Source organism: Caballeronia mineralivorans PML1(12), from assembly GCF_001028175.1.
GTDB classification, from domain to species: Bacteria; Pseudomonadota; Gammaproteobacteria; order Burkholderiales; family Burkholderiaceae; genus Caballeronia; species Caballeronia mineralivorans.
Window position 1 is genome coordinate 1 of the sequence record NZ_AEJF01000330.1, and the last position, 329, is coordinate 329.

A 329-nucleotide genomic window follows, 5' to 3' on the forward strand; every position below is an offset into this window, starting at 1 on the left:
ACTGAAAATCGACAAAATGTTTGTTGAAGGCTTGCCGGGAGATAGCAGCATGATTGCTGCAATTATCATGCTGGCGCAGAGCCTGAACTTACAAATGATTGCCGAAGGCGTGGAGACTGAAGCACAACGCGACTGGCTGGCAAAAGCGGGCGTTGGTATTGCCCAGGGCTTCCTTTTTGCTCGCCCACTCCCTATTGAAATCTTCGAAGAGAGTTACCTGGAAGAAAAGTAGCTACCCCAAACTGATTACAAAACTTTAAAAAGTGCTGGTTTGTGCGAGCCAGCTCAAACTTTTTAACCTTTTTGTTTCAATTATGATCCAGGTACAT

At 45.3% G+C, this 329-nt stretch carries 1 protein-coding gene; it reads left to right on the top strand.

Features of this window, described 5'->3' with window-relative positions; all coding sequences use genetic code 11:
- The coding region (locus EOS_RS42885) for an EAL domain-containing protein (protein ID WP_047898325.1) at nt 1-232 on the top strand (232 nt) is incomplete at its 5' end.
- Between the last annotated feature and the right edge of the window lie 97 nt (nt 233-329).